The sequence below is a fragment of the Salinibaculum salinum genome, from assembly GCF_037645885.1.
Classification (GTDB): Archaea; Halobacteriota; Halobacteria; order Halobacteriales; family Haloarculaceae; genus Salinibaculum; species Salinibaculum salinum.
The window spans coordinates 1-25670 of the sequence record NZ_JBBENW010000001.1 but is presented as its reverse complement, the minus strand read 5'-3'; the positions used below and the strand labels follow the sequence as shown (position 1 = coordinate 25670).

The 25670-nt window shown below is 62.0% G+C and carries 24 protein-coding genes; 9 read left to right on the top strand and 15 right to left on the bottom strand.

The features are described from left to right. Positions 1-46: 46 nt before the first annotated feature. Positions 47-1573, bottom strand: coding sequence for a flippase (locus tag WDJ60_RS00120; RefSeq protein WP_340097685.1), 1527 nt, complete (start codon positions 1571-1573; stop codon positions 47-49). A 516-nt stretch (positions 1574-2089) separates the two neighbouring features. On the opposite strand from WDJ60_RS00120, the gene WDJ60_RS00115 reads away from it, so the two are divergent. Next, positions 2090-3961 carry a right-handed parallel beta-helix repeat-containing protein gene (locus WDJ60_RS00115; protein ID WP_340097684.1) on the top strand — a complete coding sequence of 624 codons (1872 nt, stop codon included), beginning with the start codon at positions 2090-2092 and terminating at the stop codon, positions 3959-3961. Between the two features lie 10 nt (positions 3962-3971). On the opposite strand, the gene WDJ60_RS00110 is transcribed toward WDJ60_RS00115, so the two are convergent. The 3 genes from WDJ60_RS00110 to wecB form a co-directional block, all read right to left on the bottom strand. Further along, complete coding sequence (locus WDJ60_RS00110; RefSeq protein ID WP_340097683.1) at positions 3972-5057, bottom strand: DUF354 domain-containing protein; 1086 nt, start codon at positions 5055-5057, stop codon at positions 3972-3974. An 89-nt stretch (positions 5058-5146) separates the two neighbouring features. After that, complete coding sequence (locus WDJ60_RS00105) at positions 5147-6043, bottom strand: polysaccharide deacetylase family protein (protein ID WP_340097682.1); 897 nt, start codon at positions 6041-6043, stop codon at positions 5147-5149. Continuing rightward, positions 6036-7094: a non-hydrolyzing UDP-N-acetylglucosamine 2-epimerase gene (gene wecB, locus WDJ60_RS00100; RefSeq protein WP_417750419.1), complete on the bottom strand. Its 1059-nt coding sequence runs from the start codon at positions 7092-7094 to the stop codon at positions 6036-6038. Before wecB ends, WDJ60_RS00105 begins: the two co-directional genes overlap by 8 nt. A 187-nt stretch (positions 7095-7281) precedes the next feature. Here wecB and WDJ60_RS00095 point away from each other — a divergent pair, with 187 nt between their 5' ends. Continuing rightward, a complete protein-coding gene (locus tag WDJ60_RS00095; protein ID WP_340097681.1) occupies positions 7282-8124 on the top strand; it encodes a DUF6920 family protein in 843 nt (280 codons plus the stop codon). Between the two features lie 13 nt (positions 8125-8137). Here the strand turns inward: WDJ60_RS00095 and WDJ60_RS00090 are convergent, their stop codons facing one another. From WDJ60_RS00090 to WDJ60_RS00075, 4 genes are all read right to left on the bottom strand, one after another. Next, positions 8138-9004: a hypothetical protein gene (locus tag WDJ60_RS00090; protein ID WP_340097680.1), complete on the bottom strand. Its 867-nt coding sequence runs from the start codon at positions 9002-9004 to the stop codon at positions 8138-8140. Then, the gene (locus tag WDJ60_RS00085; protein ID WP_340097679.1) at positions 9001-10278 is read right to left on the bottom strand and encodes an MFS transporter; all 1278 of its coding nucleotides are present in this window, start codon (positions 10276-10278) and stop codon (positions 9001-9003) included. Before WDJ60_RS00085 ends, WDJ60_RS00090 begins: the two co-directional genes overlap by 4 nt. A 52-nt stretch (positions 10279-10330) precedes the next feature. Next, complete coding sequence (locus WDJ60_RS00080) at positions 10331-10792, bottom strand: pyridoxamine 5'-phosphate oxidase family protein (RefSeq protein ID WP_340097678.1); 462 nt, start codon at positions 10790-10792, stop codon at positions 10331-10333. Between the two features lie 162 nt (positions 10793-10954). Continuing rightward, positions 10955-11293 (bottom strand): DUF7113 family protein, encoded by a 339-nt coding sequence (locus WDJ60_RS00075; RefSeq protein ID WP_340097677.1) that lies wholly within the window; start codon positions 11291-11293, stop codon positions 10955-10957. Positions 11294-11412: 119 nt separating this feature from the next. Here WDJ60_RS00075 and WDJ60_RS00070 point away from each other — a divergent pair, with 119 nt between their 5' ends. Further along, positions 11413-13251: an ATP-binding protein gene (locus WDJ60_RS00070; protein ID WP_340097676.1), complete on the top strand. Its 1839-nt coding sequence runs from the start codon at positions 11413-11415 to the stop codon at positions 13249-13251. 172 nt (positions 13252-13423) lie between these two features. Beyond that, positions 13424-13852: a universal stress protein gene (locus WDJ60_RS00065; protein WP_340097675.1), complete on the top strand. Its 429-nt coding sequence runs from the start codon at positions 13424-13426 to the stop codon at positions 13850-13852. Positions 13853-14132: 280 nt separating this feature from the next. Here WDJ60_RS00065 and WDJ60_RS00060 read toward each other — a convergent pair whose 3' ends face one another. Beyond that, positions 14133-15248, bottom strand: a complete 1116-nt coding sequence (locus tag WDJ60_RS00060) for a KaiC domain-containing protein (protein WP_340097674.1) — start codon at positions 15246-15248, stop codon at positions 14133-14135. Between the two features lie 144 nt (positions 15249-15392). Between WDJ60_RS00060 and WDJ60_RS00055 the strand changes: the two genes are divergently transcribed. Then, positions 15393-16259, top strand: a complete 867-nt coding sequence (locus WDJ60_RS00055; RefSeq protein ID WP_340097673.1) for an NAD(+)/NADH kinase — start codon at positions 15393-15395, stop codon at positions 16257-16259. Between the two features lie 20 nt (positions 16260-16279). Here WDJ60_RS00055 and WDJ60_RS00050 read toward each other — a convergent pair whose 3' ends face one another. Further along, positions 16280-16567, bottom strand: a complete 288-nt coding sequence (locus WDJ60_RS00050) for a DUF8006 family protein (protein WP_340097672.1) — start codon at positions 16565-16567, stop codon at positions 16280-16282. Positions 16568-16674: 107 nt separating this feature from the next. Here WDJ60_RS00050 and WDJ60_RS00045 point away from each other — a divergent pair, with 107 nt between their 5' ends. After that, complete coding sequence (locus tag WDJ60_RS00045) at positions 16675-17250, top strand: response regulator transcription factor (protein ID WP_340097671.1); 576 nt, start codon at positions 16675-16677, stop codon at positions 17248-17250. 6 nt (positions 17251-17256) lie between these two features. Here WDJ60_RS00045 and WDJ60_RS00040 read toward each other — a convergent pair whose 3' ends face one another. Continuing rightward, on the bottom strand, positions 17257-17976 hold the full coding sequence (locus WDJ60_RS00040) for a PAS domain-containing protein (RefSeq protein ID WP_340097669.1): 720 nt from the start codon (positions 17974-17976) through the stop codon (positions 17257-17259). A 271-nt stretch (positions 17977-18247) separates the two neighbouring features. On the opposite strand from WDJ60_RS00040, the gene WDJ60_RS00035 reads away from it, so the two are divergent. Both WDJ60_RS00035 and WDJ60_RS00030 read left to right on the top strand, forming a co-directional pair. Next, a complete protein-coding gene (locus tag WDJ60_RS00035) occupies positions 18248-18661 on the top strand; it encodes a universal stress protein (protein WP_340097668.1) in 414 nt (137 codons plus the stop codon). A 158-nt stretch (positions 18662-18819) separates the two neighbouring features. Beyond that, on the top strand, positions 18820-21147 hold the full coding sequence (locus WDJ60_RS00030) for a DEAD/DEAH box helicase (RefSeq protein WP_340098348.1): 2328 nt from the start codon (positions 18820-18822) through the stop codon (positions 21145-21147). 12 nt (positions 21148-21159) lie between these two features. Here the strand turns inward: WDJ60_RS00030 and WDJ60_RS00025 are convergent, their stop codons facing one another. From WDJ60_RS00025 to WDJ60_RS00015, 3 genes are all read right to left on the bottom strand, one after another. After that, positions 21160-21861, bottom strand: coding sequence for a 5-formyltetrahydrofolate cyclo-ligase (locus tag WDJ60_RS00025; protein WP_340097667.1), 702 nt, complete (start codon positions 21859-21861; stop codon positions 21160-21162). Between the two features lie 48 nt (positions 21862-21909). Beyond that, positions 21910-22365, bottom strand: a complete 456-nt coding sequence (locus tag WDJ60_RS00020) for a GNAT family N-acetyltransferase (protein ID WP_340097665.1) — start codon at positions 22363-22365, stop codon at positions 21910-21912. A gap of 73 nt (positions 22366-22438) precedes the next feature. Next, positions 22439-23479: a phytoene/squalene synthase family protein gene (locus tag WDJ60_RS00015; RefSeq protein WP_340097663.1), complete on the bottom strand. Its 1041-nt coding sequence runs from the start codon at positions 23477-23479 to the stop codon at positions 22439-22441. A 138-nt stretch (positions 23480-23617) separates the two neighbouring features. On the opposite strand from WDJ60_RS00015, the gene WDJ60_RS00010 reads away from it, so the two are divergent. After that, positions 23618-23893 (top strand): DUF8101 family protein, encoded by a 276-nt coding sequence (locus WDJ60_RS00010; RefSeq protein ID WP_340097661.1) that lies wholly within the window; start codon positions 23618-23620, stop codon positions 23891-23893. Between the two features lie 808 nt (positions 23894-24701). Here WDJ60_RS00010 and WDJ60_RS00005 read toward each other — a convergent pair. Beyond that, the gene (locus WDJ60_RS00005; protein ID WP_340097660.1) at positions 24702-24992 is read right to left on the bottom strand and encodes a DUF7692 domain-containing protein; all 291 of its coding nucleotides are present in this window, start codon (positions 24990-24992) and stop codon (positions 24702-24704) included. Between the last annotated feature and the right edge of the window lie 678 nt (positions 24993-25670).

Below are 25670 nucleotides of genomic sequence, written 5' to 3'. Positions count from 1 at the left end.
TCATCCTCATTGTTATGATATCGCTATAGCTGACGACGCGGCCGAGTCAGTCGCTCGGTAGTGGAAGAATCCGACGCAAAACGGTGAGTTCGACCCCAACGGCGTCTTCGAACGCGGTGATGACAATTTCGTCTTCGGGCTGGAGACAGCCTGTCGCAGCCACGACGGCGACGGAGGCGATGGCGGTGCCCACGAGCACGAGTGGGAGTGTCGAATACGAGAGAGTGAGCCACTGTGACAGGAGGTAGGCCGGGACAACGAGCACAGCAGGGAGAGCGACGAACGTCCGCCGGGTCCAGTGCGAGAACGGCGAAATGTCGAACCGCCGGCGCAAGACGAGATAGATGACGAGATTGAGCGAGACGTAGGAGATAGCAGAGGCGACAGCGGCGCCGAGGTAGCTGTACAGCGGAATCAAGAGAAGGTTGAGACAGACGTTGAGGACGTACGCAAAGCCATTGGCCACCATGATGACTTTCGTCTGACCGAGTGCCGAGAGCGTTTCGCGGTTGCGGCCGAAGGCAGCGTTCGTGAAAAATCCGCCCGCGAGGACGACGAACGCCAGTGCTGCCGGCCGTGCACGGTCGGAAAAGAAGATAGCGAGGATATCACCGGGGAACATGACGAACGTCAGAAAGGCCGGGAAGGTAGCGACGAATGCCCATTTTGTCGTAATCTTGTAGACGGCGTCGAGTTCCTCGTGCCGGTCGTTCGCGTCGAATCGTGACGCCAGCGGGAGGTAGAGAAACCCGAACGACGCCACGACTAGCAAGAGCCCGGTCGCCAGGGGGTAGGCGTAGCCATACAACCCCGTCGCGAAGGACGAGTCGAAGTACCCTATCATAACGGTATCAGTGCGCGTCAGCAGGATGTTGAGCACCGCCGCGACAATGAGCGGCACGGAGAACGCGACCATCTCGCGGGTCCGCGTCTGAAACTGCCCAACGAGCGTAAACAGTCGATTCAGGAGCCACAGCGCGAGGACGAACGAGGTCGATGCGGCGATAAGGTAGGCGTATCCGGCCGCGGCGACGCCGTATCCCGCCCAGAGCAACAGGCCGAGCAACGCGATACGCCCGAATGGAAAGAAGAGGTCACCGACGAGCGTCTTATACAGTGTATTCTCCAGTCCACGGATGCCGCCGATGCTGATTTTCATGCCGACCTGGAACGGAATCGTCAGAATAAACGGAAGCAGAAAGACCATCGCACCCGGCGTCTCGAAGAGCGCGCTGGCGAGCCAGCCGAGGTTTAACCAGAGAAGCGCCGCGACGACCGTCGCACCGCTGAGCGCGACGACGAATCCCGTGACGACGACCCCGCGTACGTCACCCGGGTCGTCGAAGCGGGACATGTACCGCGGGACCCCCTGTGTCAGTCCGAGACCGGCGAGCGTGCTCCCGATGGAAACGATAGCCAGCGCGATCGTGACGTCGCCGTAAACGTCCGTCGCCAGCGCCCGCCCGAGAATGATACGCTCCCCGAGGCGGGCGACGACACCGACGACGGTACCGACGAAGACGAGCGTCGCGCTGGAGAGAAGCGTGGACAGTTCCTCCGACGTGCTCTTCATACCCAGATCACACCCTGTTTCGCTCCATTGACCGCAGTACTCCCGGTCCACTCCATCAACCGTAGTGCCCGTGCCGGTAAGCCACGCATAGCGGGCCTCTGTACAGACAGCCTCGCAGACTCGGATACTCCGAGCACAGGATTACGGCGCCTGTTGCCTGCAACGGTGGTGCACCCGGGCGGGGCGTCGAACGTACATACGGAGGGGACCGACCCGAGGTGTTTTGTTATGCAGCCAGTTCCGGCGCCACACGTTAGCGCGCGCTCTGTGGCGCGCGCTAACCGGATCGGATATCGGTGGTAAGAACATCCTACAACCGGTAATGCCCTCATTCAGTCGCGATTTGTACGGTCTCCTGCCGAGTGTCTGGCCCCGACAGCCGACGAGACGGGAGACTGTCCCGCAACAGAGCCGAAAGTAGATCGTAATTACACTGCTTAATTGTGGACGTAAACTACCCTCAGACTACCGTATTTGGCAAAAACTACTATCTGTATATCCCTTTCCTACCCAGATGTGCCGACCAACGACGACTCGGAAAACGTGGAGAATAATTCGCTTACTGAACAGAATACAGATCCTGCGGCCGAGAAGGAGACGCTTATCGGCCGTCGGTCACTCCTGAAATCAACGGCCGCCGCCGTGGCGGCAACCACCGTCGCGGGGATGGCAACGTCGTCGGCGAGCGCCGCCGATTACGAAACGATCAAAGTTCCCGCAGGGGAGACCGAGAACATCAGCCTTGGCTCCGGTGACACACTGGAGAACGTTCTCATCGACGTCACGGCCAACGGAGCGTCGGTGTCGATTCGGGCCAAAGGCGATGGCTGGGCCATTCGGAACGTCGGCGTGAAAGGCGAGATTAACGTCGAACGACCCAGCAAGATCTTCGTTCCCAGCGTCTCGGCGGGTGGGACCGCGGTCGTCGAGAATTTCTACCTCGGCGACGGGACTGGACTGACGGATGCGAACCGCCTTGGAGGAGTCTGGGTGAACGCCAACACCCCACACGAAGGTGAACTTATCTTCCGTCAGGTCAACATCGGTGGCTGGGCAGACAACGGTCTCTATGGCTCCGGCCCAGGTGCACAGGAAGGACCCGACGCGGGGACGGTCAAAATCGAGCAGAGTTACGCCCACAACAACAACATCTCCGGATTCCGTATCGGGACGAACGGAAGCTACGTCAAGGACTCGACAATCGTCGTCGACGAGCCAGTCTCCCCGGTGCCGGCAGGGAAGAACGCTCGTGGGATCTATATGAAGGAGGGAGCGACGATGGTCGTCGAGAACTGCGACATCTCGATGGCTGGTGAAGACGGCACCCACGCCGTCATCGCTGCCGACGGGTCGGAGGCTCTCGTCCGTGACTGCCGTGTCGATGGTCCGCTGTCGGGTGATATCGGAGAGAGGACGAACGTCACCAACAACCCATCGAAGGAACCACCGGAAGGAGTGCCCCTGACCGCCGAGGAGGCGGCCGGCGACACAGCAGGCAGTTCGTCCTCGAATGAGGACAGTTCGGAGGAGACGAGTGAGTCGGATTTTTCGAACACGCTAGCCGTTGAAACGGAATCGGGCGGCCCGCTCGTCGAATACGAGTTCACGATCGACGGCACCGTTGCAAAAGGGTCAGCTGCCGAAACTAACGACACGCTCTCCGAGAACGGCGACGGCACGACGACCGTCACCGGCGTGACTGGCAACGGTTACACCGACAACTTCCAGTATAATGGAGAACTGGCCGACTGGAATGCAAGCGTCGACAGCGCTGACTACACACTTCTGGTCAACGGCGACGAGGTCGACACGTCAGCGCAGAGCGTTAACGAGCGCCTACTGTCGATCGAGACCCAGGAGGGTGGTCCACTCCTCGAGTACGAGTTCACGATCGACGGCACCGTCACGAAGGGACCGGCCGCAGAAAACAACGACACGATCACGAAGAATGACGACGGAACCATGACCGTCACCGGCGTGACCGGCAACGGCTACAATGACTCGTTCGGTATTGTCGGTGATCTGAAAGGCTGGAGCGCAAACGTCGACAGCTCCAACTACACCGTCCTCCTCGACGGCGACGAAATCGAATCAGCGGGCGACGAACCAACTGAGAGCTCACTGACCGTCGAAACCGAATCTGGCGGCCCGCTCGTCGAGTACGAGTTCACGATCGACGGCACCGTCACAAAGGGCCCGGAAGCAGAAGGTAACGACACGACCACGGAGAACGGCGACGGCACGACGACCGTCACCGGCGTGACCGGCAACGGCTACACCGACGACTTCGCTGTCGTCGGAGACGTCACCGACTGGAGTGCAAACGTCGACAGTTCAGACTACACGATTCTCATCGACGGCACGAGCGTGAGTCCGGACTCACTCTGAGAACCGCCACTTACCCGTGTTCGGGACCGGCCCACGGTTTGACACGGGAAACCGGCCCGACGTGCCCGCGGTAGGCCGCGACTTCCGTGATTATCTCGGTGATGTTGTCCAGTTCGGACACGTATTCACGACGATTTCTGTCCCACCGCTCGGGAACGCGTTCGTCCCTGACGAACGTCCGTGCAGTCGCCAGCACGTCTTCGAAGGAGTCTGTATTGTAGATGAGGCCACGGTCGGCGAGTTCGAGGAAGTTCCCCATGTCTTCCTCGCCGACGAACGTGTTCGACCGAACGACCGGCGTCCCGAGCAGTGCCGCCTCGGTGGCCATGGTCTGAGTGTCGGTCACGAGCAGCGAACTCGCCGCGAGCGCGTCGTGAAGGTATCCCGGATGAGCATCGAACGGTCGGGCCGGGACCGAGGAGAAGTCGAACGTCTCCCCTTCGTCTGAAACGAGGACCGTTACCTCCTCAGCCAGCGTGGAGATGAGTTCCCGCCGCTGTGTGTCGGAGAACCCGCCGTGGTTCATGTCGTGGTGTGAGCCAAACGCGTTCAGGCGGACGATGGCAAAGCGCTCGTCCGCAGCCAGGTCGAGTTCGTCGCGAACGCCCTCGTCGGCTTCGAAGACGTCGGGGTGGAGGTAAGCGGTCTCCTTGAACCCGCGAAACTGGAAGTGTTTGCTGCCGAGATCCTTCCGGAACGTGTAGGGGGTAAGGATGACATCCGCGAGCGCTCTGGAAACGAACTGATCGACTGCCACGGGTTCGGAGTCCGTTATCAGGACGACGGGTACCCGGGCGAGCGCGCCCGCTGGGGCCGCGTACGAACCGATGCCGAAGACGAGGTCCGGATCGAACCGGAGTGTCGACCGGAATATGTGTGCGAAGTGTTTCGGTAGCTCACGGAACAGTGAGAACTTCGTCGTTTCACAGACCCCGTATATCTCGTGTGGCAGGTCGTAAAACTCCAGTAATGCTTTCGTACAGCCATAGTCGCGTCCGAGGACGAGCACGTCGTGGCCCTCGTCTTCGAGGTGATTGATGGCGTGTCTGTAGAGGTGAACGTGCGCCGGTGTGTTCGTGAAGAAGAGATAGCGCATCGTCTTCCCGAAAGCCGTAGACCCGCTTTAGTAACAGCCGCTTATCCGGTTTTCAGGGCTGTAAGCTTACCTTACCGGGCGAGTATGCGTTATATCTGAACGGGTTCCTGCTGTGGCCCGTCGGAAAGAAACGTCTCGTAGAAGTCGGCTGGTGGGCCAACCCACGCGTCTCTATCGAGTGCCGTCTCGACGAGTCGGCGATAGAGTCGGCGATAGCCGGGAAACTCCCTGTCCGCAAACAGCCGGGGATGCCAGAGGACAGTCATCACCGCGCCGTTGGCGGCCGCCTCGGTGAGCAAAGATTCGCAGATTTCCCAGGCACGGTCGAAGTGCTCACCGGGGTCGGGGAGTGTCTGCTCCATGAGCGTCAGCGGGAAGAGGACAAAATCGTCGTTGAACGGCCGGCGGACCCAGTACTCACCGCCGAAGCCGTAGTCGGTGGTCGACCCCAGACTGGCGTCGTACTGGAGTCCCAGGGCGCGGTAGTGCCGCCAGGTCACCCTGTTCGCGTGGCGGAGATGGTGCTGGCGACCGCCAGTGATGGCGTGGCCGAGCACCGTCTCGATGCGCTCTTTCTCGGTGCGCAGACGGTCACGGTCGCGTGCGGTGTGATAGGAGCCGTGGAGTCCGACTTCCCAGCCACCGGCGTCGAGGTCACGGATTACCCCCGTGATTGCAGGGTCCATTACGTCGTACCGGCCGAGTTTCTCAAGCCAGGCGGTCGAGTCCAGCAGCGTCTCGGGGTCAGACGCCGGCAAGCGCGGCTCGTTCAGGAAGTAAAACGCCGACCGAACGCCGAGGTCAGACTCCAGCGACGTGATCGCGTCGAACTGCCAGAACGGGTTCTGTCCGGCGAGATACTCTCGAAGGTGACGGTCGTCCCGGTCCCGGACCGCGTAATAAAGCGCCTGGTACAGCCGCTTGTAGGGCCGGTCCACGTCGTGGGTGAGACAGAGTCCGAAGGAGTGTCCATCGAGATTACCCACGCCCCACCACCTCGGCAATGTGGGCGGCAGCGTCGCCGTCACCGTAGGGTCGGGGTTTCGAATCGGGTTCGAACGGGCGTTCGAGTGCTCGGCGAATGGCGGCCTCGTCGGCTCCGACGAGGACGTTCCAGCCACACTCGACGGTCTCGACCCACTCGGTCTCCTCGCGGAGGGTGACACACGGCGTGTCGAGGTAGAACGCCTCCTTCTGGACGCCACCGGAGTCGGTCGCGACGCGCTCGGCACCGTCGAGCAGGGCGACGAAGTCGAGATATCCAACTGGGTCGACGAACTCGATGCCGGGGTAGTCGTCGGTCGCCATTTCATAATTGTTCATCGCGTCGGTCGTCCGCGGGTGCGCAGGCAGCACCACCGGGAGACTGGTTTCCGAGAGCGCGGTGAGAATGGCTGTGAGACGCCCGGTATCGGCGGTGTTGGCCGCGCGGTGGACCGTCGCGAGGACGTACTCGCCGTCGACTGCGTCGCTCGTCGTCGGTCGACGGTCGTGAACACGCTCGCGGACCGCCAGCAAGGCGTCGTACATCACGTCGCCCGACTCGTACACGCCGTCGGTGATACCTTCGTTCACGAGGGTTTCGGTCGCTCGTGCAGTCGGGACGAAGAGCAAGTCCGAAACGTGGTCGGTCAGCACGCGGTTGATCTCCTCTGGCATCTCCCAGTTGTGACTACGGAGCCCGGCTTCGACGTGAGCGACGACAGTGTCGCGTTTCGCTCCGACGAGCGCACCGGCCAGCGTCGAGTTGGTGTCCCCGTAGAGGAGGAGTACGTCGGGGCCGTGGCGGGCGATGATACCGTCGAGTTCGGTCATCATCTCGGCCGTCTGGACAGCGTGCGTGTCCGACCCGACGCCGAGGTTGTAGTCCGGCGTCGGAATGTCCAGTTCCTCGAAGAACACGTCGCTCAGTTGCTCGTCGTAGTGCTGCCCGGTGTGGACGATAACCTCCTCGTGGTCGGGTGCCAACGCGTGTGACACCGGGAAGGCCTTCACGAACTGCGGGCGTGCGCCGACGACGGAGACGACGCTCACCATGGTACTGGCGTGCCCGCAGTTATTCGGTCATGTTCTGCGACTGTCCACGGGTTCCGCACAGCACAATCAAAGCGCATCGTCATTGCGAGACGTATACGGACGCAACCATTGTTATGGAGCGACTACGCGGGCAGACGAGTCCGGACACACGCCAGGATTGATAGTCGCGAGCGTCGAGACACGACCAATGACACGTCTCACCGCCCGCCGGGCTGCAGCGCTCGGCATCGCTGTCCTCGCCGCACTCGCCGTTCGCCAGCGGCGGCGCGCTGAGCGCGAAGTACGCCGTCGCATCGGCGAACTCGTCGCCGATACCGACCCCCAGACCGGGGTCGTCACCAGCGAAGATATCGAATCGGCCCCGCCCCCGATCAGACGGTACTTCGATCACGCGCTCGCGGGGGAACAGCCCGTAGTCAGGCGTGCACGGTTCCACCAGCGCGGGGAGTTTCGCCTCGGGAACAGCTGGCATCCACTGACCGCAACGGAGTGGGTTACAACGCGACCACCGGGGTTGCTGTGGGACGCCACTATCGACGTGGCCCCGTTTCTCCCGGTTCGCGTCGTCGACCGCTATCAGCACGGTAAAGGTGTGCTCGACGCCCGCATCCGGTCGACAGTTCCCGTCGCGCAGGCCGGACCAACGCCAGAGATGAACGAAGCGGAGCTACTCAGATATCTCGCCGAAGCCGTCTGGTACCCGACTGCACTCTTGCCCTCACAGGGCGTCGAATGGGAGCCAGTCGACGAAACGTCGGCACGGGCGACTATCGAGGATGGTGGCGTGACGGCGTCGGCCGTCTTCCACGTCGGCCCCGACGACACGGTAGCGCGTGTGACCGCCGAGCGGTATCGGCAGGAAGACGGTCAGTACGCGCCGTGGGTCGGACAGTTCCGGAATTACGAGCGTCGCGAGGGGATGCTCGTCCCGACGGAAGGAGAGGTGGCGTGGGAGACACCCGACGGGGAAGCGCCCTACTGGCGGGCGACAATCGACGAGTTGTCGTACACGATGGCCCGCGTAGAGTGAGCCGGCGAGCGCATTACTCGACGGGCGGAATCCGGACCGGCTGGAACCGTCGGAGCCCGAAGTACGTGACGACCACCGCCCCAGTTGCGGCCACGAGCACGAGCAGGGAGAGCAGTCCACCGACGACCGGAACCAGTCCGAGCAGTTCCAGGACGACGAAAAATAGGACTGTCCCGGCAGCCGTCGCGGGGCCGGGGTTGGCGACGGGGAGAGACTGCCCCAGCAGATAGCCAACGCAGACGTACGCGTACAGCACGACGAGGAGACCACTGCCCAGTCCCAGCACCGTCACAGGCAACAGGACGATTGTAAACGCCATGAACACGAACAGCGCAAGCAGCGTGACGATGGTGAGCAGGCCAACGGTGCCGCTGACAGCGGGGTGAGCGCGAAGCGCGTGACTCACGTTCGCCAGCAGGTCCGGATACCGCCGACCGAGAAGGAACGCGACGAGTGCGAGAACGAGCGCCTGCATCACGAACACACCGGCAGCCTCGGCCGGCGAGCGCTGGGCAGTGAGCGGTTCCGCCACGCGGTCAACCGGAACCTGTGCATCGTCGGCGATTGTCTGTGTCCCGCCGTAGACGCGGTAGCTTTCGGTGACTGTCGCTGTGGGCTCGGCTGTGACATCCCCCGCGAGTTGGGTGACCGTGCCATCGAGAGTGCCCGCGATTCGGACGGTTCCATCGACGACGTACACCGAGGTTGAGACTCGCGAGTCCGCCGGGACGGTGGCGTTCCCGCCGACGACGATAACGGCGTCACTGTCGCTCTCTATCTGCTGGTCGCCGTCGACGATGGTCGCTATCGTCTCGACGCCGGGCTGGGCAGAGACCAGCAGCAGTGCCACGAGAAGCAACGGCACCGATTCGGGTCTCACGAGGAAACCCTCCGTTCGCGTGCGAGCACGACCATCCGGTGGCCGTAGATGGTGACCAGAAGCAGGAAGAAAAAGAGCAGCGCGAGGGCGTCGACAGCGTTGAGGTGGGCGGCCAGTGGCACGTCCTCACTTTTCGTGTAGAGGACGACGGCAGTGCTGAGAAAGGTCGCGAGAAAGCCGGCCAGCCCGACGCCGATAGCGGAGTGGCGACCGATGGTGTCGGGCGTCGAGAGGTCGGGCCAGACAGCGAAGTTGATCACGGTGTAGAAACTCACCGCCCCGGCGTAAAAGAGTGGCAACAACAGTGGGGCGTCGCCGATGCCGGCCCGAATGTCGAAGACGTACATGAGATGTGTGAATCCAAAGAGTCCGAAGACCAACAAGAACAGCCACCGACGGCCGAAGTTGGCGTAGAGAATGCCAGCCATCACGGCCGTCAGCACGTGGACACCACCAATCAACAGGTGGACGCCGAAGTCAGGCGATTGCCACGACGTGTAGATGTACGCGGGCGTCTCGATGATGCGCAGAAAGCCGAGGCTGTCGATGAAGTAGACGCCAAAGAGGAGAAAGACGACCGACCAGAACGCGTAGCTGCGCGTGCGAACGGGAGTGGGGCGACAGAACCGGCCGATACCGAAGGCGTCGCGTTCGTGATTTGTCGCGAGTGCCTCGACGACGCCGACCCGGCGGAACGCGAGTACCCCCAGAACGAGAACGGCGGGGACCATCGCAGCGCTCATCACGAGACTAAACGATTCGATGCGCCACTGCGTCGGGTAGACGTTCGCCAGAAAGTACGCGACAGCGGTGGTGATAGCCGCGACGGGGCCGCGGTCTTCGACCGGGACGAAATCCACCGCGAGACTGAACGTCGCCGGCATCCCGACACCGATGGCGGCCGCACAGACGACGACCCAGAGTCCGAACTGCCCCCCGCTCTGGAGGAGGGGTGCAGCGAGGGTCAACACCAACTGGACGAGAACGACCACCCAGAGGAGACGGAGTTTCGCACGGAGGTCCCTGCTGATGCCGTATCGGTCCAGCAGGATACCGGCCAGCAGCGCCACGGCGAAGGCCACGAGCGCGAGGACGGCCATCCACAGCGACACCTGGTACCGCGAGAGCCCGACAACGCGAGTTCCGAGGTCGATGAGGCCCAGCTGGACGAACGTGAGATTGTAGTAGTAGCCCGCAGCCAGCACCGAGACGAACAGGCCGTAGCCTAACAGTATCGCCCACTCACGGTTCCGGGCGTACTCGACGGCCTTCATTGGCGGCAGTACTCGGCCGACGTTCAAATAACTGGAGTCTCACTCTACAGCGTCACGCCAACTGCGTCGTCCGCCCGGTTAGCGTCTCGACAGTGAGTTCGACGATTGCGATGTCGATATCTTCGATTGGTTCGTCGAACACGCGGATTGGGGCGAACCGGCGATTGATCTCGGCGGTATCGAACCGGCTATGGTCCGCGTCTGGCAGTTCTCGGAGACGGCCGGTGACGTGGATACTCCACGAATCGAGTTCGTCCGGTCCATCGGTGGGTTCGGCGTCGTAGACGACGTAGGTGACAGTTTCCGTCCGCTCGATTGCGTCCCACTTTTCGCTGTCGTCGGTCTTTCCGAGTCGGAAATAAAGGTTCTCTCCGTCGTAGTAGTGTGCCAGCGGAACCGCGCGCGCGTCGGCGTCGTCACACAGCGAGAGGACGCCAGTCTGTGCCTCGCGCAGACGATTCTCGACGTCGTCGTCGCTCATCCCGCTCGTGTACGCGTACTCGATGTGGTCCATACGGACACTACGGACGGCAGCGGCTTAGTTCCGGTACCGGATACGGACCAAACACCCTTGGTAGTCCCTCTCGTCCCCACACTCATGAGCGACCCGGCCTGCTATCGGAACTACTGCCCCGACTGCGGGGCCGACCTCGACGAATCGGTCGAATGACAGTAATCACTCGGCTTCGTCGGCTTCCAGTATCTCGATGTCGACGTCGGTTTCGGCGACGCCGAGGCGGGCAAACTGCGTTCGGAGGTGTTCTTTTGCCGCCGCGATAGCCTGGTCGCGGTCCTCGAACCCCTTCGGGAGCGGTTCTTCGAAGGCAATCCGGAGTTCGCGGTCCCCCACCTGCTGGACTTGACCACCGCTCTCGACCTCGTAGAAGCCATCACAGATCCACGTGAACGGGGCAGATTCGTCGGGTGCACCCCGGTAGGACGGCGGCTGGTCGTCGCGCTCGTAGAGCGTCCCGGTCAGAGCGGTCCCCCCAGCCTGCCCGCGAATGAGCAACATACGCTGACGTACGCGGCGAGTCGACAAAAAGCCACGCCGGGACGGAGAGTCACCAATCGACACACCACTTTCGCTCCGGTGGGGAAACGCGTTAGTGGTCCCCCGTCGTTGTCCCGCTCATGTCCGACCTCGGGGATTTCACTGACTTCGACGGCGAGGGTGGTGACACTGCGGACGGCGACACTGCAAGTGCGGCCGACAGTGCGTCCAGCGGCCGCACCACCCCGCCCGCCGACGATACCGATGATTTCGCCTCGTTCGATGCCGAACCGGCGGGCGAAGACCACGGAATCGGCGTTCTCTCGGCATCAGACGGCCTCCGTATCGACGAGGAGAGTGAGGAAACACGCCTGCGAGCGTACATCACCGTCGGCAACCGCTCGGACGTGCGTATCGGGACCTATCTGCTCGCTCCCTACCCCGATGGCGAGCGGCTCTTTTGCCGGATTACGGGGCTGGAGTACGCACAGGAGTATCGCGCCGACGACGCGACAGAGATTCACGCCCGCCGCGCGATGCGCTCTGCCGGCATCGACGAGCAGGATTTCAAACTGATGGCGACGCTGGAACCGGTGGCAGTACTCTATTCTGATGACGGCGACCTCAAACGGCGGATGACCGACCGCGTCCCGAAACCGGAGACGGTCGTGGCGACGGCCGACGACAAAGCCGACATCAAGACGGGGCTGAAGATGCCCAGCGACGGCGTCTTCCTGGGCCACCTCGCCGTCGGCGGCGAGAAGGTCAAGACCGCCGCACAACCGCCAACTATCGACTACCGACTGAAGGACAACTACACCGACGGCGATCCGCTTGTCTTCCGGCACACGCTCGTCGCCGGTGGGACGGGATCGGGGAAGACCCACGGCGCGAAGAACGTGCTCCGGCAGTATCTGTCCGGCGAGCGGACCTATCCCGTCGAGACGGGGGGAGACCGCGAGGTCCAGACGGCCGTCGTCCAGTTCGACCCCCAGGACGAGTACGCCCAGATGCACGACGACAACCCCGACCTGGATTCGGAGTTCGCCCGCCGCCTCGACCGGGAGGGCGTCGCCCACGGCGGCCACGACGACACCGTCGCGTTCGTCCCGAAGGTCGGCGACTCCACGTACGCTGCCAGCCATCATAACGCCGAGCAGGTCGAGTTCACGATTCCGTTCTCGCTCGTTCACTCGAATCCGTGGCTCATCGCCGGCAGCGGCCTCAACGACAATCAGTACAACGCACTCGTCAACGTCCTTCTCAAACGGTTCCGAAAGGAACGCGGCAGCGATGGGACCTACCAGCAGTTCATGTCCTTCCTCGACGACCCGGCGCTCAAGGAGGAACTCGACGAGACCGGGCGAGTCCACGAAGCCACGTTCGACGCCGTCCGTCGGCGTGCGCGTGGTTTCGGGTCCATCTTCGACCAGGACGCCAAGCCGATTACCGAGCGTATCCACGAGTTCGTTCGACCGGGCGGACTGACGGTCGTCCCGACCTACCACATCAACGACACGAGGGCGACTGAGACGGTCGTGTTAGCGCTCTCGTCGCTCCTGGTCGACGAGAAACTCTCGAACGACCCACAGTTTTCGCGCATCAAGGAGACGCCGGTCGTGCTGGGGATGGACGAGGCCCACAACTTCTTGACCGACGCCGACAGCGTGCAGGCCCGGAAGGTTATCGGGAAGTTCACCGACGCCGCAAAGCAGGGGCGGAAGGAGCGACTCGGACTCTTTCTCATCACGCAGGACCCACAGGACATCGCCGATCCCGTCTTCAAGCAGATTAACACCACCGTCGTGTTGAATCTCGGAGACGAAGATGCCATCTCGGCGGTGAACATCCCGACCAACCTGGAGTCGAAGGTGCCCTACATGGAGAAAGGGCAGATGGTGGTCTACTCGCCTGACAACTCCGAGCCGGTCGAACTCATCGGGCTCTCGAAGTGTGTCACGAAACACGGGAGGGACTGAGCAGAATCTTCGATTCTGCGAAGGTTGTCGCAGTTCTGCTGCGACAGGACTGAGCAAACGCTTAGCGTTTGCGAAGGTCATCGCGGCTCAGCCGCGATAGAAGTGAGAAAATCTCCGATACCGCGAACGCAGGAGCCGAACCTTCTTGACCGACGGCGCAGGACTATCGGCCATGGTAGAGCGCATTCTGGTCCCTGTCGATGGGTCGGAGCAGGCCGACGAGGCCTGCGAACTGGTCTTCGAGGAGTTTCCCGACGCGACACTGGTGTTGTTACACGTCATCAATCCTGCCGAAGCGAGTTACGGTGCACAGGCCTCTGTGCCGAGTTTCTCCGAGGAGTGGTACGAAGAGGAGAAAGGGCGGGCCAAAAAAATATTCGAGGATATCGAGCAGCGTGCCGGCGAGCACGGTGTGGCAGTCGAGCACGCCGTCGAAGTCGGCAAACCCTCGCAGATCATCGTCGACTTCGCCGAGGAACACGACATCGACCACATCGTGATGGGAAGTCACGGCCGCCAAGGGGTCTCGCGAATCTTGCTCGGCAGCGTCGCCGAGACAGTGATGCGTCGCTCGCTGGTGCCGGTAACAGTGGTGCGGTAAGAGAGACACACGGTCGGCCAGAACCGCCGTTGTTGTGCGGTAGCGGTGGGACACTACGATAGCACCTGCGAGCGCTCTACCGAGCGCGAGTGGCCTCCACGCGAGCAACGCGAGCGTGGGCTCGCGGGAGCGTGCTCCCGCGGTGTTTTTCACTATGTTTTTTCGCCGAGTGGTCCGGTGCGCGCTCGAAGAGCGCGTCCGAGACCCGACGTTCACGAGAGCGAAGGTCTCGTGCAACCCATCAGAAATCGAAGGTTTCTGAGGACGGCGAAAAAAGTAGTCAAAAGATATTCGCCTGCTGGTACACCGACAGCCCCTCGCTCGTGATGTCGTAGGGCTTCATCTCGCGGGAGTGGTTGGCGTTCCGTATTTTCTGGATTTCGACGGCCAGTCGGGTCTCGCGAGTTTCGCCGCGGATGTACTGAAGGACGAACACGGCGTCGGTCAGGTATTCGATGATGCCGTGGCGGGAAGCGTAGGGGTTCGACTCGCTGGCCTCGCTGGTGAGGAAGGTGGTGACGCCGGCGTCTTTCAGCGAACGCGTGAAATCGAAGACTTCAGTGCGTCGCTTGGCGGGGTTGTCGTACATCATCTCCAGCAGCGAGACGGAGTCGAGGACGAGCCGGTCGGCGTTGAAGTCCTTGATGAGTTCGGGCAGTTCGCCGCGGATGTTGTCGAGGCTGTTTGCCATCTCGACGGGGTCTAAGTCGACGACGGCGAGACTGCCCTCGGCCTCGTACTCGTCGAAGCCCCACCCCCACTCGTTTGCGGTGTCGACGATAGATTCGTGGCTCTGTTCGAGCGTGATGAACACGGCGTTTTCGCCCTGCTGGAGCCCGTGATAGAGAAACTGGAGCCCGAAGGTGGTCTTCCCGGTCCCGGCCGAGCCGATAGTGACCATCAGGTGGCGCTCGGGGACCCCACCCTGAATCATGTCGTCGAGTCCCTCAATTCCCAGGTCGATACGCGGGATGTCGGAGTCGAGTTCCTCGTCGTCGAACTCGTCGTCGCTCCCCGAGTCGAAGGCACTTCCGAAGTCCTCGTCGAAGAGACTCTCGCCGTCACCGCCACCGAACGGGTCGTCGCCAAATGAGCCCCCTGCGCCACCGTCGTCGCCGAACGGACCACCGGCGTCATCTGGCTCGTCGCTGAACGGGCCGTCAGCGCCGTCGCCATCGCTGTCGTCGCCAAATGCCGCCTCACTCTCCGCGGATGGGTCGCCGAACGCACCGTCGTCACCGTCGCTACCGAACGGGCCGTCGTCGGTAGAATCGGCCGCCGCACCCTCATCGGCAGCCTCGTCTGTCGCTGTGTCGCCGTCGGTAGCTTCAGACTCACGTTCGGCCTCCTGGAGTGCCTTTTCGAACCAGTCACCATCCTCGTCGTCCTCGCTCACAGGCACTCCCCCCGACAGCCACTGCGCATACCCGTGGATTATCCTGCGAACTGATTAACTTTGCCCGGGTTGCAGGAAACAGCAGCCACCCACGGCGAGCGGCGAGCGGACAGTATATGAGTGTGGCGGCGCAATTCTCCGGCGATGAGAGTGGGTATCGTCGGACAGCGTGGCAACACTCGTGCGATTTCGCTGGTAGGGGATATCTGCGAGCGACTGCACCGGAAGGGCATCGAGGTGGTCGTCGACGAATCGACCCACGAGGCCTTCCAGCGGGGCAACGTCTGGCACGAAGACGGAGCGGGCGAGACGCCGAGACCAGACAGCCAACCCGTCGAAGAGTTCGATACCTGCGACCTGGCGGTCAGTATCGGTGGCGACGGAACGTTTCTCTTTACCGCTCGGGGAGCAGGCACGACGCCAATCATGGGCATCAATCTCGGCGAAGTCGGCTTTCTGAACGCGGTCTCACCCGAGGAAGCCGTCGAGAGTGTCTCCGAGGCTGTTGAGCAGATTCGGTCCGGAACCGACGAGCTACGGAAGATGCCGCGTCTCACAGCGAGTACCGACGCCTGGACGCTCCCGGCCGCACTCAACGAGGTCGTCGTGCAGGGGCCACAGCGCGGCCACGGCAACGGTCTCAGCATCGAAGTCCGCGTCGACGGTTCGCTGTACACCAGCGGCCACGCCGACGGTGTCCTCGTGGCGACGACGACCGGCAGTACGGCCTACAACCTCAGCGAGGGCGGCCCTATTGTCCACCCGAACGTCACCGGCTTCATCGTCACCGAGATGTGCGGCGAGGAGGCGATGCCGCCGCTGGTCGTCGACACCGACGCTACGGTAACGGTGCGTATCGACGACGCCGAGAGCGCGGTGGCACTCAGTGACGGTCGCGTCCGGCGGTCAGTCGTACCGCCGGCAGAGATACATCTCGAGCGTGCCGAAACACCAGTGTATATCGCGGGGCCGCCGCTCGACTTCTTTACTGCGCTCGGAAAGTTAGAGTGAGTGTGCGTCGATCTGGCTTCTTAACTTGTCGTGTAAACGATCGGCGACGCGACGAGAAGTCCGAGGCCGAGCATCTTGTACTGGAGGACGCTACCCAGCAGGTGTGCCCCGTCACTACCGACCGTGAGCATCTGCCCCGGCAGTATCAACAGGAGTAGCCCGAACGTCAGTGTGTGTAGCGTCGTCACCTTCCGCGATTTGAGTGGGAGCGTCGCCAGCAGGCCCAGCACGAACAGGATGAGCACCGCGTCGCCCGTGTTGTACTGGAGCAAAAGACTGTCGACGACTTGAAGCGGTGGCGAGAGCATCCTTATTCGAACGTCACTCTGTGCGAATCTTTAAACTTCCGTTCCAGCGCGCTGCAGGGTGAGGAAACAACACACACTTATTATCGTCGGGGGGTAGATTGTGTACTGTGTCATCGGGGAGCGACCAGGCGACCGTGCTCGTCGTCGACGACGAGGAGGAAGTCGCTGACGTGTACGCCTTGCGGCTACGGAACGAGTACGAGACTCGGACCGCCTACGGCGGCGAAGAGGCGCTCGAAACGATCGACGAGCACGTCGACGTGGTGTTGCTCGACCGACGGATGCCCGACATCGCCGGCGACGAGGTCCTCGCCGAAATTCGCGCCAAACCGTTCGACTGCAAGGTCATCATGCTGACTGCAGTCGACCCCGGGATGGACATCCTTGAGATGGATTTCGACGACTACCTCTGTAAACCCGTCGAGAAGGCCGACCTCGTCACCGCTATCGACCAGCAGTTGCAGGTCCAGCGCTACGACGACCGTCTCTCGGAGTATCTCGAAGTTACGTCGAAACTCGCGCTCCTCGAAGCCGAGCTCTCACCACAGGAAGTGGAGGCCAGCGACGAACTACAGGAACTCGCGGCTCGGGCTGAGGAACTCAAAGCCGAGATGGACGGAACGCTAGAGGAGTTCGACGACATCGAGACGGCGTTTCAGGAGATCGCCCGCCACCCCGGGTAGTCGCGTTCATGCATCGTGTTCGGTCGGCGTGTATACCACGTAGCCGCGCGTCGACCCTCCGCGGGCGAGTGCGACCGTTCGCACGCGGAACGAACGGATGCCATCCGGGGTTTCACAGGCCACAACCGCGTCGGCTGCCCGCGCCTGACTCGCTGCTGTGACGATATCGTCTGCCTGTTCGGACAGCATGAGCGCATCGGCGAGTGCCGCGTTCTCGACGGCTTCGCCCCCGACACCGAAGGTTTCCTCGAAGGCCGGGTTCGCTGCACGGACGACCGGTCCATCGCCGCTGTCGTCAAAATACAGCACCGGGTCTGGGTTTTCCTCGAAGAGGTCGACCGGTTGCGGGTCGGGCACACTCGTCTCGTTGCTGGCCGAACTGACCGTCACCGTATCAGGGGGCTGTGCGTCTGTCTCACCGACGGCGAACAGTCGCGCGACTGCACCGAGCCCGCCGCCAACAGCGATGCCGAATCCGAGTGCGATAGGTGTCGCCGTCGGCGCAGCGAGCATCGCGATGCCGTACCCCAATCCCCCACCGGTAACTGCGGCACCGAGAATCCAGAGCAACTGGCCGCGAAGACCGATGTCGTCGTTTGTCGACGCCGCGAGCAACAGCGGTCCGGCAACTGCAACGCTGCTCTCGGGACTCGAACCCGTCCAGAGGACGACCAGACCGAGAGCGGTCCCGGCGGATACGAATCCAGAGAGTCCCGAATACATCATCACCCGTACCATTACAGTCCGTTGTTTTAAATGTGTATCTTCAGCGGCCTCAAATAGAACTGGAAGCAAGGTTTTCATCTTTCAGCACCGGTTGGTCACATCGTCAACGACGAGGCGACGGTGTCTGTGCGTATCTCGTTTCCGACGAGCGTCTCCAACCAGCGGCGGACACAAAACGTACACCACACCATCGCGAGATGTCCCAGTATCTGAGATTTGTCCCCATGGGCTATACGTCAGCCACACGTAGTTATACCTGGAGGGACACGAAATGTATCAGACAATCCTTCTCCCAACTGACGGGAGTGAACAGAGTAAACTGGCCGAAAAGAAAGCGCTCAGACTGGCCGAACAGTTCGGCGCAGAACTGCATGCGCTACACGTCATCGACACGAGACACATGAGTGAACCGGCCCTGAGCGCGATGGAACTGATCACCGACGAGGCCGAAGACCGTGCGATGGACCTGCTGAAAGACATCGTCGAGACCGGCGAGGAGAGTGGCCTGGATGTCACGACTCGGTGTTGTCATGGGGTCCCTCAACAGGAGATTCTCAGCTACGCTGACGAAATCGATGCGGACCTCATCGTGATGGGCTACCGTGGCCACACTCACGATAAAAAGATGGGGAGTGTCGTCAACCGGGTGCTCAACGACACGGACCGGCAGGTCCTCACAGTCTAATACTGTCCGGCAAGTCGAACTGTCTTGGTCGGTGTCTCCAGCAGGACAACTCAGTCGGGACGTTCGGGGTGCAGACGAGCGACACACTGATTTTTCACGCTTCGATAACCAGCGCCGTCAAGCGCAACCGCTACTATCCTGCCCCCGCTAGCGCGCCCGTGGACGACACTGTCGACTGGCTCCGGGGGCGCCCCTACTACGAGGGGCAGATTGCCGACTATCGCGTGCGCGAGGGACGAGACGCTGTCTTCCGCGGCGTCGACCTCGACCAGCGCATCGCGAGCACGCTCGAAGACGATGGCATCGACCAGCTCTACGCCCACCAGGCCGACGCTATCGAGGCCGTCCGGAACGGCCAAAACGTCGTCCTCGCGACCCAGACGGCGAGCGGAAAGAGCCTCGCGTACACCGTCCCCGCCTTCGAGCGGGCGATGGCTGAGTTCGGAACGACACTCTACATCGGCCCACAGGTCGCACTCATCAACGACCAGGAGGAGACGCTCGCCTCGCTGGCGAGTGGCCTTGGCTTTGGCTCGCGAGTCACTGTCGACCGCTACACCGGACAGCTCTCCCGCACGCAAAAAGAGAGCGTTCGGGAGCGCCAGCCGACGGTCTTGCTGACGACACCGGATATGCTTCACTACGGCATCCTGCCCCACGCGCACCGCCTGTGGGAGTGGTTCGTCGAGCGACTCCAGACGGTTGTCGTCGACGAGGTCCACGCCTATCGTGGCGTGTTCGGCAGTCAGGTGTCGCTCGTGCTCCGGCGGCTGAACAGGGTCTGCGAGCGCTTCGACGCCGACCCGCAGTACGTCTGCTGTTCGGCGACCATCGGCAACCCCCGCGAGCACGCCGCCCGCGTCACCGGCCAGTCGGCCGACTCGTACGCACTCGTGGACACTGACGAGAGTGTGACCGGCCCGACGCACTGGCTGGTCTGGAGCCCGCCAGAATACAGCGATGAGGGGTGGGGAACCGGCCGACGGAAGTCCAGTCACGTCGAGACAAAACAGCTCTTCGTCGACCTCGTCTCCCGCGGACTCCAGACCGCCGTCTTTACCGACTCCCGCCAGACCGTCGAACGGTACGCCACCGAGAGCGCTGACGACCTCCGCGAACGCGGACACGGAGACCTCGCCAGCAACGTCGGTGCGTACCAGGCCGCACTCACCGACCAGCGCAGGAGCGACATCGAGGCGGGACTGCACGATGGGTCGCTCCGCGGCGTGTGGTCGACCAGTGCACTCGAACTCGGGGTCGACGTGGGCGGTCTCGACGCCGTGTTGCTCGACGGCTATCCCGGCACGCGGATGCAGACCTTCCAGCGGGCCGGCCGGGCGGGCCGGGGCGAGGATCCCAGTCTCGTCGCGCTCATCACCGGCGAGGACCAACTCGACCAGTTCGTCGCGCGAAATCCCGGCGAGCTGTTCGACGAGAAGCCAGAGCAGGCGGTCACCAACCCAGAGAACGACCACCTGCTGCCAGCACACGTCCGTGCAGCCGCTCGCGAGACGTGGCTCCGCCCCGACGACGACCGCTACTTCGGGGAGACGTTTCCGGACGTGGTCGCAGACCTCGAATCGGCCGGGCAGCTGGAGCGCCGAACGACCGACGCTGGCACCCGCTGGCTCGACAGCGGTGACGGCAGTCCCCAACACGAGATGAGTCTCCGGACGGCCGCCGACCGCGAAGTCCAACTCCGGACGCGGGACGGCGACACCATCGGAACACTCCCCTTCGACGACGCGCTCCGGGACGCACACCCCGGCGCGATTTACCACCACCAGGGAACCACCTACGAAGTCGTCGAGTTGGACTTGCGCCACGACGTTGCGGAGGTAGACCGCACCTGGGCGGATTACTTCACGCGGGTGCGCCACGACAAGACCATCACTGTCGAGGAAGACCTCGACGAGCGGGAACTTGCCGCGCGCTCAGACGTGTCCGTTCGATTCGCACGAGTGACTATGCGCAAGCAGATCACCGGCTTCGAGCGCCGCGACAGCAAGAGCGGGGAGTTACTCGGTGAGCGCTCGCTCGATTTGCCCGAGACGACGCTGGAGACGCGGGCACTGTACTATACGCTGCCTGCCAAACTGCAGACGAAACTGGCCGAGACGGGTGATTTCGCCGGTGGTATCCACGCCGCGGAACACGCCATGATTGCGACACTGCCATTCAGAGTGCTGTGTGACCGCCGCGATATCGGCGGGCTCTCGACGCCGTTGCATCCCCACACCGACCGCAGCACCATTTTCATCTACGACGGCTATCCGGGCGGCGTCGGACTGGCACGGCAGGGCTACGAAGATATCGACGACCTCGCGGCGACGACACTCGACCTCGTCTCGGCCTGTGACTGTGCGGACGGCTGTCCGGCCTGCGTCCAATCGCCCCACTGTGGCAACGCCAACGACCCGCTCGACAAAGCTGTGGCGCGAGAGCTGCTGACGGCGCTTGTCGACGGACAGTTGCCCCCCGACTAAGACCTCCACCCCTCACACTCTGAACCGCTCTAACACTGGTATCTCTGCAATCCGCTCGGCCGAGAGCAACTCCCAGTCGAGTCCCGCCGGCTTCGGCGCATCCGCGACACGGATTGCTCGTTCGGGCGTCACCACGAGGTCCATCGTCACGTCGTGCGCCGCTGTCTCGACACGCTCGTCGAGAAGTTGCCGCTCGTGGACCGTCGTCGCGACTGGTGTCTCGTGGTCGAGCAGCTCCAGTTCGAGCAGGATAGCGTATTCGAGGTCGCTGTACCCCTCGCCTTTCCCGATTCGGTCGCCCGACTCCGAGACTGCGACGCTGCCCGACACCACGAGGTCGATCGGTGCCACGTCGTCGGGCGGAACCTGCACGCCGGCCTCGTCAGCCCCACTGATCGTGGTCGCATCGTCGATGTCGTCGATTCGTTTCGGGTCGAGTTCGAGAAAGCACTCCTCGTCGGCCAGTCGCGGAACTGCCATGTAGAGGGTCTTGCCGGCGTCGAGTGCTCGCTTTCGGACCGGGCGCTGTGGTGAATCGGGGTTGATTTTGATGGTCTCGGCCTGCTCGAACTCGGACTGGGCAGCGAGGCGGTCGGCAGCCGTATCGGCGCCCGCAAAGTTCGGGATTCGCCCGTGTGGCGGAAACGGAAACCGGGCGTCACCGGAGTCCTCCAGGTCGTCCCAGACGCGCTCGCGAATGTCCTGCTTGTCCATACGAACCGCTCGCGAGCAGTGGCAAAAGAAGTTGGCGGGGTCGACCGGTCAGTCCGCCACCAGTCGCCTGTGCATCACTGCAAACTCGATGTCCACACCATCGATAGTCCTGACTTTTGTTCCGAACGTCCAGTAGCCAAGCGATTCGTAGAACGGACGGGCGTTCAGCGAGGCGATGATCGACAGCCCCTCGATTCCCTGCATCCGAGCGCGCATCTCCAGTTGCCGAACCAGCGACGTAGCAATCCCCCTGCGGGCGTATTCCGGACGAACGTAGACGGCATCGATGCGCTCTTCGGGCCCGTTGAGAACGCCGTAAGCCACGATTTCATCGCGGACCTCGGCGAGCAGAACAGTAAACTGGTCGCTCTCGACTGCCGACTCGAAAGCAGAGAGCGCGTCGTCATCGGGTGCCCAGGCAGCGAGTTGCTCGTCGGTGTACTGCGTCCCCGGGAGGGCGCTGATGGCTTCGCGTTTGACCGCGAGAATCGCATCCGCATCCATCAACTCGGCTACTCGAAATCGGCAATCCACCATCGATGGAGTGCCTCACGCACAGTTTTGGGCTCCGACACCGTCACCACTCCGGGAGGGGGCGTTCGGCGATCTGCCGGCGGAGTCGGCCCACGTCTGTCGCGTCGGCCCCGGTCGAGAACGTTCGGATGACAGCGTAGACCTCTTCGCGACTGATTTTGACGCCACCATCAGTGAACACGTCCCGCGGACGCTGCCTGAGTTCGCGTATCGTCCCGACTGCGAGCAGGTAGGGGACCGCCCAGGCAGCGAGCGTGTTGCCGCGGCGTTCGGGCATCGCCTCCAGCCACGCCTGCCCGCCGTCGAGATAGCCCGCGGCGTGGTCGGTCACCCGCTCGACGACCGACGCGAGCGCATCGACTGACCTGCCGGCACCGATATCCTCGGCGGTGACACCGGCCTCGTCGAGCCAGGCTTCGGGGAGGTAGACGTTGTTTTCCTCCTCGTAGTCGACGGCGACGTCCTTGGCGACGTTGACGAGTTGGAGCAGCAGCGAGAACGCTCGCGCGTTTTCGTCTAACTGGTCGGCCACCGCCGGGTCGGCGTTCTGGCTGACGAGGTTCGTTACCAGCGTCCCCACAGTGCCGGCCGCGTACCAGCAGTACTCTTCGAGTTCCTCGATTGTCTGGATGCGAAGCCCACCCTCTGCGGCGTAGCGGTCGACGAACATCGCCATGCCGTCGACGAGTTCACACACCGGCGGGCGGATGCGCTCGCGTGCGTCCGCCTCGAGCTGGTAGAACGTCGAGAGGACGCGGTCGGTGTTGGCCACCACTTGCCAGTCTGCGTCGGGGTCGTCGGGAATCCACTCTGCCGCCTCACTCTGGAAGGCCATCCCATCGCCATCCTCGTCGCCGTCGATTGCGCGATGGTACGACCGCAAGAGCCGTGCCTTCTCCACCGGCGGGATGCGGTCGTCGTCCTCGATAGTGTCTGCGACGCGACAGACGAGATAGCCCACGCAGATGTCACGGGCCATCGGTTCGTCGAGTTCGGAAATGGTGATGGCGAACGTTCGCGAGACGTCCTGTACGGCGTCGTAACACCATTCAAGGTTGCTTTCGTACTGGCTGTGCGGAGTCATCCTACGACCACCGCGGTGGGTGTCTGCTGGCGGAGGCTCATCGTCACTTGCCCCCACTACGTCCTGCGGCAATATAATAGCGGGCGTTCGACACATCACCCACGAACCTGTTTTATTCGTCCCGACCCAACCGAAACTGTGTCCGACGACCTCCCGACAGACGTGGTGACTGTCATCACACAACTGTGTGCCGAGACCCGACGCGCATTGACTGGGGGAGACCACGAAACCGCGTGCGCGACAACTGACACGATGCGACGCGTCGCGACGAACAAACTCCCCGAGGGTCACCATCGTCAGACCGTCCGCCACGCCTGCGACCGCATCACTGCACTCCTCGACGGCGACCCGGAGGTCGCGGTAGCAGTTGCGTACGTCGACGCACTGGAGCGGTCGTTTCCGACAGTCGACTAACGCACCGTCTGGGCGCGCTGCAGTGGAAACTGAGGGCCACTCGGTACGCAACGAGAACCTATCCTGACAGAACGTGGCTTCCTGACAGCCAGGAACGCAAAACAGGACCCCGGCGAGCGCCGAAATCAGGCGTTCGCTCCGGATCGTCAGGCGGTGCACTGGAAACTGAGGGCCAAGTGGTTAAAGAGTGGAAAGTACTCGTGAACGAGTGTCACAGTCAAGGCAAGAACATACAATGACATAGTTATCAAATTCTATATACATTCGGCCGATTCGGTCGATATCGTCGGGTATTCGGCTGGGTGGAACAACGACCGCGTGCGTGAATGGCGCAACGGTGAGCATCGCGAGAAAGTGAACGACCCGCGCGCCTGAATTGCACGACCGCGCCCGCGCTCGCTGGCGTTCACGTTCATCCCGCGAGCATATACTTATAATACGCGCCCGCACAGACAATTTCTGAATCGATGGGACCGAGTTTCACTGGGTACTGGTCAAAATTCGATTTCGACTGAGACCGAAGCCACATACGAGAGAGTCAACACGCTGGCGGTCAAGCCGAGTGGTCAATACAGCCAGTTCTCTAACCACCTATCTCAGAACAAACTGCCGTGAACTGGATTTCAGTCAAATGGGTGGGGGTGGGTCAGAGACTAACCCATTTGGGTGTGAAACCCAATTGTATGTGCTACTGGATTAGTCATCAATTTCCACACTGGTGTGCAATGGTTTTTTAAATCGCTATCAACCTGCAATTTTAGTGAGCAGTTGATTCACATCTGGCAAATAGAAGTAGCAGACCTGTGCGTCAGGATTCGACCTCGACTGAGACCGAAGCCTCACACGAGATGGACAACACGCTGGCGGTGTCATCGAGGATCGAGGCGATCTCGCGGCGCTGTTGGACAGTCAAATCATCCCGCTGTAGTATCTCTTCGATGCCGTCGGCCAGCTGGCCAACGTCTTCGCAGGCGTACGCAATGGCGTCACTGCGGTTACAGTCGTACAGGCGTGCCGCGCGCTCGATAGCTCTATATCGCCATTCGTTCCCGTCGTCGGTCCGTACGCGCACACTCCGTGGGGGTTCTGAGGTTCCCATACTCGTGAACACAGACGCCAGTTCCTAGATTTTTCCGGTGACTCACTGGCGGACTGTTTAAAACAGTCGTCGCACGCCCGCATCATCGAGACCGTGCAGACGCGCCCAGCGCGTTCGCCCGTTGCAATATGAACACGGCCAACCGCGCGCTCGTGTTCATATCCGCACGAACCTATCTCTCAACGTGCAACCGCTGGGGGTGGGGAGAAGCTTAGTTGGAGTCCAAGATTTGCGGTATCAGTTCGGCGTACCAAGATAAGTTCAAATTCAGGGCTCCTTCATTGATATCGTGTGTTGGTGATTGGACCATTGCTGAGTGTACGCCAATGAGGGAAACACCTGGATTCTTTACCAATCTCATACCGTCTTCAGTCTGGACATATGATGAGGGTGCCGTGAAGACTGGGCTACCGCTGGCCCCGGAGTGAAGATTTGCATCTGTTCCAAATGCTAAATTTCCAAGGAAGGGAGTGCCGTAAGGACTCGCAAGTCGGCCACTACGAATAACAGGTAATTTTGCATCAGGTTCAATAATTGGATACCCAATTATTGAGCCTGTCATAGAAAGCGTCACGTACGAAGCGGCAGGGTGCGCGACGTGTGTCCAACACAAGCGCAACCCTGCAAGACGTAGCTTCGGTAGACGACTTCTTGAATGTCGCGGCTACCGAGACAGTT